This window comes from Acidobacteriota bacterium (assembly GCA_021161905.1).
Classification (GTDB): Bacteria; Acidobacteriota; B3-B38; order Guanabaribacteriales; family JAGGZT01; genus JAGGZT01.
Genome location: JAGGZT010000022.1, coordinates 18,995 through 27,528, shown reverse-complemented (window position 1 = coordinate 27,528; position 8,534 = coordinate 18,995). Strand labels below are relative to the sequence as shown.

The 8,534-nt window shown below is 52.4% G+C and carries 10 protein-coding genes; 4 read left to right on the top strand and 6 right to left on the bottom strand.

Going from position 1 to position 8,534, the window contains the following annotated elements:
- Both J7L64_03955 and J7L64_03950 read right to left on the bottom strand, forming a co-directional pair.
- Positions 1-839: peptidase C45 (locus tag J7L64_03955; GenBank protein ID MCD6451502.1), on the bottom strand; the 839-nt coding region annotated here is incomplete at its 3' end.
- A 205-nt stretch (positions 840-1,044) separates the two neighbouring features.
- Positions 1,045-2,220, bottom strand: a complete 1,176-nt coding sequence (locus J7L64_03950; GenBank protein ID MCD6451501.1) for a DUF1565 domain-containing protein — start codon at positions 2,218-2,220, stop codon at positions 1,045-1,047.
- Between the two features lie 178 nt (positions 2,221-2,398).
- Here J7L64_03950 and coaD point away from each other — a divergent pair, with 178 nt between their 5' ends.
- Genes coaD through J7L64_03930 form a run of 4 tightly spaced genes read left to right on the top strand, consistent with a single transcriptional unit; the run spans position 2,399 to position 6,755 of the window.
- Positions 2,399-2,893, top strand: a complete 495-nt coding sequence (gene coaD, locus J7L64_03945) for a pantetheine-phosphate adenylyltransferase (protein MCD6451500.1) — start codon at positions 2,399-2,401, stop codon at positions 2,891-2,893.
- A 28-nt stretch (positions 2,894-2,921) separates the two neighbouring features.
- The gene (locus J7L64_03940; GenBank protein MCD6451499.1) at positions 2,922-4,097 is read left to right on the top strand and encodes a pyridoxal phosphate-dependent aminotransferase; all 1,176 of its coding nucleotides are present in this window, start codon (positions 2,922-2,924) and stop codon (positions 4,095-4,097) included.
- Between the two features lie 2 nt (positions 4,098-4,099).
- The gene (gene larA, locus J7L64_03935; GenBank protein MCD6451498.1) at positions 4,100-5,371 is read left to right on the top strand and encodes a nickel-dependent lactate racemase; all 1,272 of its coding nucleotides are present in this window, start codon (positions 4,100-4,102) and stop codon (positions 5,369-5,371) included.
- 1 nt (position 5,372) lies between these two features.
- A complete protein-coding gene (locus J7L64_03930; protein ID MCD6451497.1) occupies positions 5,373-6,755 on the top strand; it encodes an FAD-binding protein in 1,383 nt (460 codons plus the stop codon).
- On the opposite strand, the gene acpS is transcribed toward J7L64_03930, so the two are convergent.
- The 4 genes from acpS to J7L64_03910 are packed head-to-tail and all read right to left on the bottom strand — an operon-like array spanning position 6,752 to position 8,467.
- Entirely contained in the window at positions 6,752-7,150 is a 399-nt protein-coding gene (acpS, locus tag J7L64_03925) for a holo-ACP synthase (GenBank protein MCD6451496.1), read from the bottom strand. The genes J7L64_03930 and acpS overlap by 4 nt on opposite strands.
- Positions 7,150-7,470: a YbjQ family protein gene (locus J7L64_03920; protein ID MCD6451495.1), complete on the bottom strand. Its 321-nt coding sequence runs from the start codon at positions 7,468-7,470 to the stop codon at positions 7,150-7,152. The genes acpS and J7L64_03920 overlap by 1 nt, the downstream gene beginning before the upstream one ends.
- Positions 7,467-7,901: a zf-HC2 domain-containing protein gene (locus J7L64_03915; protein MCD6451494.1), complete on the bottom strand. Its 435-nt coding sequence runs from the start codon at positions 7,899-7,901 to the stop codon at positions 7,467-7,469. Before J7L64_03915 ends, J7L64_03920 begins: the two co-directional genes overlap by 4 nt.
- Positions 7,898-8,467, bottom strand: coding sequence for a sigma-70 family RNA polymerase sigma factor (locus J7L64_03910; GenBank protein MCD6451493.1), 570 nt, complete (start codon positions 8,465-8,467; stop codon positions 7,898-7,900). The genes J7L64_03915 and J7L64_03910 overlap by 4 nt, the downstream gene beginning before the upstream one ends.
- Between the last annotated feature and the right edge of the window lie 67 nt (positions 8,468-8,534).

The window sequence follows — 8,534 nt, the reverse complement described above, 5'->3', positions numbered from 1 at the left end:
TACTCCCCGGTATTCCCCTCGAGCATAATCGCCACCCACTCGTCGATGGAGTCGGCATACTGGGTTGCCTTCCGCAGGCGGATACTCTCCGGTATTCCGTTCATATCCACCCCACCGGTATAGCCGGAGATGGTGGTCTCGGTTACCATTATCCCGGCGTCGTTTACTATCCAATCGGGTCCAGAATGGATGGAGCCGGGGCAGGTCTGAGTGATCATCCGATGCCCCTTGGTCGGCTTTATGTCGAGGATGATGTTCCAATCAACCCCCATAGGATAAAGAAGCCAGGTGTTGTGTGCCATCACTATCTTCCCATCCCTGGTCGCCTCCCCGGTGGCGATGAAGGCACTGCATTTCTCCGCCTTTGTCAGGAGAACGGTTTTCTTCTTCGAGACCGAGGGGAGGTAGTACCAGCTCATCTGGTAGAAGTTGTTTATTATTACGATATCAACAAGATCAAGCGATATCCCATTCGCCCGGGCTCCGGCAACGATTCCTCCCATCTCCTTTCGGTACTCTTCGGGTATCCTCGGTAGATAAACCTTCTCCGCTGCCTCCCGGTAGGTGCTCCAGTCGAATTTATAATGGAGTTTGGCTATCTTCTTTAACCGAGCGAGCTCCTTCTCTATCTCCGGGGCGAGGAGATAGCCGTGCTGGAATCCTCGATCGTAAGGGGCGCCCTCGATGTGGACGATGATCCAGCCGTTTCTCTCCAGCCGGTAAGCGCGAAGTAGCCTCTTTTCGATGATGCTTGCAGAGTGATTGGATGCGGAGACGGTTATCAGCAAAAGGAGAGATAAAGAAAATAGGAAAGCTCCCTTTTTTACCAATCCCTTCATAGCTCCTCCTTCTTTCTCGATATGAAGATCATAAAAGACATATCTACCTTAACAAGGGAAGGGGGTAGTGTCAATCCTTCTAATTGGTTAAGTCCCAGCAGGGCAGGTTTAGTTTTAGTTATCCAGTATTTGGATGTTGGGTATATAGCTCAAAATAAAAGGATATCGGAGGTATCCGTCTGGATTCGTTCAAAGAACAAGCTATCTATCGCTTCGTTCTCACCCTCAGCGGTGGGTAGTATTGCTCATCGAAGAGTGGGTAGCGTTCTCTCCTTTGAAGTTCCTCGTAGGCAAATCTTAGCCTTGGCTCGAAGGAGCGAGATAGATAGATCGCCGAGATAGGAAGGTCGCCCTTGAACAAAGAGCGGAAAAGGTTTCGGAATAAGGAGGAGATGTGGAGCAACCTTGACTTCGTGTGGAGAGAAATTAAAGAGGTAGTGGTAAGAAATGGGTCGAAATCGACCGCGCCGTAGCTTGCGTTCTCGTCGTCATCGTAGATGTCGTTTGTGTCTATATCCGTGGCAGTGGTATGGTCCCAGTAATTGTTCTCCGCCTTGATCGCGTTCGAGGTGGCGTTGTAGAAATCCCAGACTGCATTCCCCTTGATTTTGTTCTGCCCTATACCCCCCTGAGCACCTCCGCCAACATCGGGATTGGCGGTACCCCAGCAGCTTATCCCATAGCGGGTATTGTTCTTTGCCTCACATTTTACTATCTTCGGGTTAATACTGGAGATGCTCATTCCGTCATAGTTATTCTGGAAAATACTTTCGCTTATTAGGGGAGTACCTACGGATCTGTGCAGACTTAACCCATTACTCGTCTGATCCTCGACCAGATTTCCAGTGATGATAAGATCGGAAGAAGCGTAAGCCAAATCGATCCCGGTGACATTTTGTTTTACTATGTTCCGCTCTATGGTAATTGCGACGGTATCTGGAGAATAAATAGCTGCACTGCCATTCATTATCTTAAATCCGGTTATTAGCGAGCCATCTGCGCCGGAGCTAAAGGTAACTATGTTTCCCGTTCCCCCTCCATTTATGATGGTAGTGTTTCTATCAGCGCCGATGAGGTAGAGCTTTTTATCAATTGTTATATGCTCTTCATAGGTGCCTGCTGAGACATCGATGTGTTGCCCGGCGCTCGCCGCATTTATCGCCTCTTGTATCGTATCGAACCCTTGCCCGGTTTCCCTTATGATAACCGGCTTTTGGACTATACTACTGCTGCTCGTGCTGGTGCTACTGGTAGTAGGAGCAGAGCTGGTAGTTTCTGTCGAGGTTGTGGGTTGGGTAGTAGGAGTAGAAGGGGTGGTTTCATTACACGAGCTAAGAAACAAGGCAAAAACAAAAAGAAGAAAAAAATACACTTTTCTCATTTTTCCCTCCCTTTAAGTTTCAATACAAAAAAATTTGTATGTCAAGAGAAAACCTAACCCCGGAGATTGTTAGGGAGGGGAAGTGGTTGCAGAGCTTTTAAAGCGGGCGAGGTATTCTTGCTTTGGCTTCTCGGTTAAGTTATACTAACACCGCTTATTTTAGTTAAGGAGGGGAAAGGTGAAGCGGATCGCTGTTTTTCCCGGTTCCTTCGACCCGATAACCAACGGGCACATCGATATAATAGAACGGGGCTCCAAGATATTCGACGAGATCGTGGTGGCGGTGGCGGAGAATCCGGGGAAATCCCTCTTGTTCACCATCTCCGAGCGGGTGGAGATGATCGAAGAGATATTCAACCACCGTGAGGGGATAAGGGTCGATGCTTTTTCCGGCCTTTTGATCGATTATGTCAAGAGCATCGGGGCGTGCGTTGTCATCCGGGGGTTGAGGGTAATCTCCGATTTCGAGTATGAGTTTCAGATGGCGCTTATGAATAGAAGGCTGGCGCCGGATATCGAGACATTGTTTATGATGCCGAATGAAACCTATACCTATGTGAGCTCCCGGCTGGTGAGGGAGATAGCCTCGTTAGGGGGGTCGGTGAGAGGACTCGTTCCTCCCTTGGTTGAGGAGAGGATGAGGAGAAAGTTTAAGGGGTTAACCAAAGGGTGAATACTAACAATATCTTGAGGTGATACCAATGAAAATAGCGAAGAGAGGAAGGGTGATATCGCTTTCTCCCACCCTTGCCATCTCGCAGAAGGCGAACGAGCTGAAGGCTAAAGGGATTGAGGTATTCAGCTTTGGAGCGGGGCAGCCGGATTTTAATACTCCAGATAATGTAAAAAATGAAGCGATAAAAGCGATAAAGGACAACTTTACCAAATACACCGCCTCATCGGGGATAGAGGAGCTGAAGAAAGCGGTGGCGGATAAGTACGCCGATGAGTGGGGAGCGAGCTACGGGCTTGATGAGATCATCATCTCCTGTGGGGCAAAGCATTCCTTAGCCAACGCCTTCTTAGCCATTATAGAACCGGGGGACGAGGTCATCATCCCCTCCCCCTACTGGGTTACCTATCCCGAGCAGGTGAAGTTGACGGATGGGGTTCCCAGGATCATCGATCTTCCTGAGGAAAATGGGTTTGTCCTCACCCGTGAGGCTATCGAGGAGGCACTTACCGAGCGGACGAAGGCGGTTATCATCAATACCCCGAACAATCCAACTGGTGCGGTGATCCCGAGGAGGGAGCTTGAGAGGATCATTGAGCTCGCCCTTTCCCGGGGCTTTTACATAATCTTCGATGAGTGTTATGAGAAGTTCGTCTATGAAGGGGAACATACCTCGCTTGCCGCCTTCGGCAATGAGGTTAAGGAGATCGCCATCATCATAAACGCCGTCTCCAAGACCTATGCCATGACCGGTTTTCGCATCGGCTTCACCCTCGGTCCCCGGGAGGTGATCTCGGCGATGTCCCGCATCCAGAGCCACACCACCTCGAACCCTACCTCCATCTCCCAGAGGGCGGCGGTGGAAGCTATAACTGGTCCTCAGGCTTCGGTGGAGGAGATGCTTAGAGAGTACAGGAGGAGGCGCGAGTTCATCGTGAACGCCTTGAACGAGATCCCCGGGGTAAGGTGTCCCCTTCCTAAAGGCGCCTTCTATGTCTTTCCCAACATCTCCCACTACTTAAAGGGCGAAGTGGATACCTCGGAGAAGTTTGCCCTGAAGCTTATCGATGAGGCTCGGGTGGCGGTGGTCCAGGGTTCCGCTTTTGGCAGGGAGGGCTATATCCGCATCTCTTATGCCACCTCGCTCCCGGTGATAGAGAAGGGGATGAAGGCGTTCAAGGAATTCCTCGCCAGGCTTGGCTGAAGATGAACGGGGAGTGTCTCCTTTCTTACGGGAAGGTAAAGGTACCCTTTAACTACGATCCCGCTCTGTTCGAGCTCATCCTTCCTAAGGACCCTCCGCCTCCGCTCGATGAAGAGGAGATGAGACACAGGTTGAGCCACTCCATAGGTGTTCCTCCGCTTAAGGAGTGGGTGAAAGAGGGAGATGAGGTGCTCATCGTGGTCTCGGACATAACGAGGAAAACCGGGGCGAGAAAGGTACTTCCCCTGATCATCTCCGAGCTCTTGGGTGCTCGAGTCCCTGAGGAGAAGGTGAAGATTATCTTTGCCTTGGGGAATCACCGGGGGCTCACCGAAGAGGAGAGAAAAGCCATCGTAGGGGAGGAGATAGCGGATCGCTTCCCCCTCTTCGACCATAATTCGGAGGCGGAAGAGGACCTCGTTTCTTTCGGTTCCACCACCAGAGGGGTGCCGGTGGCGCTCAACCGTGCCCTCTTCGAGGTGGATAAAATCATCCTCACCGGTGGCATTACCTTCCATTATTTTGCTGGTTTTACCGGAGGGAGGAAGTCGATCGTCCCTGGCCTTGCCGGGAAGCGAACGGTAATCGAGAACCACAAACTTTCGGTGGATTTCGAGAAGGGCACTTGGCGGGATGGGGTGGAGATCGCCGAGCTTGAGGGCAATCCCCTCTCCCAAGACCTGGTGGAGGCGGCGTCGAATGCCCCACGCCCCTTCATCGTCAATACGGTCATCTCGGGTGGGGAGATCGTTGGTCTTTTCGCTGGCGATTGGATAAAGGCACATAAGGAAGGATGTTCCTTCTTCAAGGGGATATACGGTGTTCCCGTCCCCAGGCGAAGGAGGCTGGTGGTGGCGAGTGCTGGCGGTTTTCCCAAGGATATCAACTTCATCCAATCGCACAAAGCGCTTCATAATGCAGAAAGGGCTCTTTCCGATGGCGGTTGGCTGATCCTTCTTTCCGCCTGTTCCGATGGCGTCGGCTCCGCTTCATTTCTCTCCTGGTTCCCCTTCGAGAAGGAGGCTTTCTTAACCCGGTTTCGGGAGAGCGAGGAGCTGAACGGTCAGACCGCTTTTTCCCTTGCTCTCAAGGTATCTCGCTTGAATGTGATCCTCGTCTCGGAGCTCCCTTCTCCCGATGTCGAGAGGATGGGGATGATCCCGGCGAGGAGTTTAGAGGAAGCCTGGGAGATGGTCCCAGCCGAAATAAGGCGGGAAGGAGGATATATCATACCAGAAGCGGGAACTACCCTCCCCTTACCAGAGGAGAGATGATATGGAAGAGAGGGTGAAAAAGGAGGTAAAAAAGATAGTAGGGAAAGAGGGGATGACGGATGAGGTGGAGGACCTCGTCTGTTATTCCTACGATGCCACCAATAGAAGTTTTCTTCCCGATGTCGTGGTCTATCCGGAGAACACCTCCCAGGTGGTAGAGCTGGTGAGGCTTGCGGTAAGGGAGAAATTCCCCCTCATCCCCCGGGGGGCAGGTTGTGGCTATACCGGTGGCTCGGTTCCCTTATCCGGGGGGATGGTGCTCGTCTTCTCCCGGATGGATAGGATAATCGAGATAGACGAGGACAACCTTATAGCGGTGGCGGAACCAGGGGTGGTGACGAGTCGGTTTCGGGAGGAGGTGGAGAAGAGGGGGCTTTTCTATCCCCCTGATCCGGCGAGCCTCGAATACTGCACCTTAGGGGGCAATGTGGCGGAGAATGCCGGTGGTCCCCGGGCGTTCAAATACGGGGTAACCCGGGAGTATGTACTTGGGCTCGAGGTGGTTCTTCCCTCTTCCGAGGTGATTGACACCGGCTCCCGGGTAATGAAGGATGTGGTGGGTTATGATCTTACCCGCCTCTTCGTCGGCTCGGAGGGAACATTGGGGATCATCACCCGGATCACCTTGAAGTTGAAGCCACTTCCCGAATCTCGTCGGACGATGAGGCTAATCTACAAGGATGTCGAGGATGCGGGGAGGACCGTTTCTTCGATAATAAAGAACAAGATCGTCCCCTCCGCCCTCGAACTGATGGACGCCTCCTCGATAAGGGCAGTGGAGGAGGCGTATAAACTGGGTCTTTCCCCGGACATTGGAGCGATACTTATCATCGAAGTGGATGGGAGCGAGGCTCAGGTGAAGGAGGAGGCGGAAAAGGTGATCAAGGTGGCGAAGGAGCATTCCTGTCGCGAGGTGCTCACTGCTACCACCCCGGAGGAGGAAGAGGAGGTGTGGCGGGTTCGCCGGTCCATCTCCCCGGCGCTCGCCCAGCTCAAGTCGGGCAAGATAAATGAGGATGTAGTGGTACCTCGAAGTGAGATCCCGACCTACCTCAAGTTTATCCGGGAGCTCTCCTCGGAGCTCGGTATCCTGATCGTCTGTTTTGGGCATGCGGGTGATGGAAACATCCATACCAATTTTATGTATGAACGGGGGAATAGAGAGGAGGAGGAAAAGGTCCACCAGGCGGTGGAACGAACCTTCAACAAGGTTATCGAGCTCAAAGGGAGCATCTCGGGCGAGCACGGGATTGGCTTCACCAAGAAGCCCTATCTCACCCTTCAGCTTTCCCCTTCTGAGCTTTCGGTGATGAGGAGGATAAAAAAGCTGTTCGATCCCGAAGGAATATTGAATCCGGGAAAGATATTCCCCGAAGAAGGTTAAAAAAGAAGGGCAACCGCGGAGGCGATCTCCCTTGAATGGGTGATGGCGATTCTTACCTCGCTTATCCCCATCTCCTCCGCTCGTTTTCTCGCCCGGCGGTGAAGCATCGGCTTCGGTGCCCCGGTTTCCTCCCTTAGGATCTCGATATCGGTAAGGGGAATCCCATTCTTCGACAGCCCAATCCCTCCAGATATACCCTTCCCCAGTGCCTTCGCTATCGCCTCTTTTGCCGCCCATCTTCCCGCCAAGAAGCTTATCCTCCTTTTTCCTTTTTGGGGAAGGAGGCTCATTTCTCTCTCAGTTAGGAGCCGTTTGAGGAACTTCTCCCCTAATCTGCGATAAGCCCTCTCTATCCGACTGAGCTCAACGAGATCATTTCCTACGGCTAAAGCCATTATTCCGGCTTAACCAGTACCGCGGTCCCGTAGACGAGCATCTCCGCTGCGGCAGACATCACCATCGAGGTGCTAAACCGCGCTCCCACTACTGCGTTTGCTCCAAGCTTTTCCGCCGCCTCCTTCATCCGGTCGAGCGCCTGTTCCCTTGCTTCGGCGAGTAGCTTGGTGTACTCGTGGATCTCACCGCCGACCACATTCCGCAGTCCAGCCATAATATCCCTGCCCAAATGACGGGCACGAACGGTGTTTCCTCTGACCAATCCCATTACCTTTACTATCTTCATCCCCGGGATATCATCAGTAGTGGTAACGATCATTTGTATACCCCCTTGTATTTATCGGTTTTTGCCTCCTTTATCCGTTCCCAGAGAACGGAGACCAGAAGAAGGGCGAAGCCAACGATGATCGCAAAGGTGCACAGCTTTACAAAAGCGCTCGTTGCTGGTTCGGTGGCGAACTGATATATCCCGTAGCCGGCGATCAGCGCCGCCCCGATGATGAATAGAATCCAGCCTATTCCTCTGGTGATACGGTTGGAGATCCGTTCCCAATAGCTATCCCAGATCTCCTTTGGTGGTTCGGTCAGTTTCATTTTTGAAGCCACCTCCTTCAGTCTTTTTAGCTCCTCGAGGCTATTGCGGCACTTGGGGCATACCTCAAGATGGCGGAGGAGTCTTTCCTCATCCTCCTTTGAGAGCTCCCCATCGAGGTAGCCCGAGATTAGTACCTCGAACTGATCACAGTTCATTTACTTCTCCTCAGCACCTTTTCCATCACCCTCTTAAGCTCCTTCCTCGCCTCGTGGAGCCGGGACATCACCGTCCCCAAGGGTATTTTGAGAAGCTCCGCTATCTCCCGATAGGAAAAGCCCTCGATGTCCCTAAGGATGATTATCTCCCGCTTCTTCTCATCGAGCATCGACAATCCTTCCTCAAGCTTCTCCTTCACCTCAGAGGAGTAAAGCGCCTCTTCTGGACTTCGCGATTTCGCCCGCAACTCGTCTTTTAGATCGAGGATATAAACGCTCTTGCGCCTTTTTCTCCTCCTTAGCTCGCTTATGGCGGTATTCACCACTATCCGGTGGAGCCAGGCGCCGAAGCTCTCGCCGGGCTTGAATGAGGAGAGGGCGTAATAAGCTTTCACAAAGGCTTCCTCCGAGGCATCAAGCGCATCATCCGGTGAGCCGAGGATAGCCAGGGCTACCGCATAAGCCATCCTCTTGTACCGTTCGACCAGAAGGCGATAAGCATCCTTCTCCCCTTGCTGACACCGCTTGATTATCTCCTCATCGGCAAGCGGAGCCTTATTATTCAATATACGCCCTCCATCAAGATTTTATTCGTTAAACGGCGAGGAGTTCTTCTTGGTTCCATCTCTCATT